Origin of the sequence: Aequorivita vitellina (assembly GCF_022008365.1) — a bacterium.
GTDB classification, from domain to species: Bacteria; Bacteroidota; Bacteroidia; order Flavobacteriales; family Flavobacteriaceae; genus Aequorivita; species Aequorivita vitellina.
Genome location: NZ_JAIRBA010000092.1, coordinates 1 through 1,140 on the forward strand (window position 1 = coordinate 1; position 1,140 = coordinate 1,140).

The following is a 1,140-nucleotide window of genomic DNA, read 5'->3' on the forward strand; positions in this document are numbered from 1 at the left end:
GCCTGCTTCCGAAAATCCTATCGGATTTTCTATTTGGTTTTTATTTGCTAAATTCCGTGCTTAATCGGGCCACTAATCATATGCAGAAACGTTGTGCAATATTAAACGAGACCCAAATCGCAGCGGAAAATTGGCGGAACAGCGTTCGATTTTTTTTTTTTGGAAATTAGTGTTTAAAAGCAAAAAGTATTTCGGACAAAAATGTTGATCGGACAAAATTACGGAACGGAAAAAAGGGGAGTAGCTGGAATTTTTTGACATCGGAAAAATAAAACCAGCAAGCGCAATTTTGCTTTTCGATGGACTTTGAAAGAATAGCAAATCGGAAACAATACGGAACAGAACGCAGAAAAACATTGCACAACAAGGCATATAATTAATGGCTAGTTCTCGCCTGCTTCCGAAAATCCTGTCGGATTTTCTATTCGGTTTTTATTTGCTAAATTCCGTGCTTAATCGGGCCACTAATCATATGCAGAAACGTTGGCTGTAAGCTGAAAAATCGATGAATAATAAAAATCTGATATTAATTTTAACTTTCTTCACTTTTGGACTTGTTAGTGGACAAAACCAGAACGCAGAAAATATTAATGTGAGATACTTATATGGCAATGATTCAGAAGTCTGGGAAGTCGATAAAATTGAGCCTAACGGTAGAATTATTTTGACTAAAAGATTGGAATACAACAGCGAATACAAAGAATTTGTCACAATATTTTACTGGAACGGAGGACTTAAAACTGGATATCCAAAAAACTCTGATAAGAGCGATGGAGAAACCACACCGAAAATAGGCACGTGGAAAATTGACCAAAGTAATCGGACTTTGACTACGACTAATTCTTTGGGCGATTTCGGAAATAAATTTCTAATTTTAGAATTAAATCCTGACCGATTAATATTAATGAAATTGAATAAAGAATAAAGCCTACAGCCAACACCGTATAAAATTAATTGCTTGGTTCTCGCCTACTTGGAAATTCCTTCGGAATTTCCTCCGGCTCGTTCCATTTTTGCTAAATTAGTTGCTTAAACACGCAACTAATCTTATACATAAACGTTGTGGTGCATTTAAGACGACCTTTTAGAATAATTCAAAATTACTTTTCAAATCCAAAATATTTCCTATATTTGTATCTA

General features: G+C 35.0%; 1 protein-coding gene. It reads left to right on the forward strand.

Annotated features, from left to right (window positions below; genetic code table 11):
- Window positions 1-505: 505 nt before the first annotated feature.
- Window positions 506-925 (forward strand): hypothetical protein, encoded by a 420-nt coding sequence (locus K8089_RS16090; protein ID WP_237604309.1) that lies wholly within the window; start codon window positions 506-508, stop codon window positions 923-925.
- Window positions 926-1,140: the final 215 nt, after the last annotated feature.

Bases quoted from the DNA above. Each gene is read 5' to 3' on its own strand.
- K8089_RS16090 (WP_237604309.1), top strand. From the start codon at position 506: ATGAATAATAAAAATCTGATATTAATTTTAACTTTCTTCACTTTTGGA.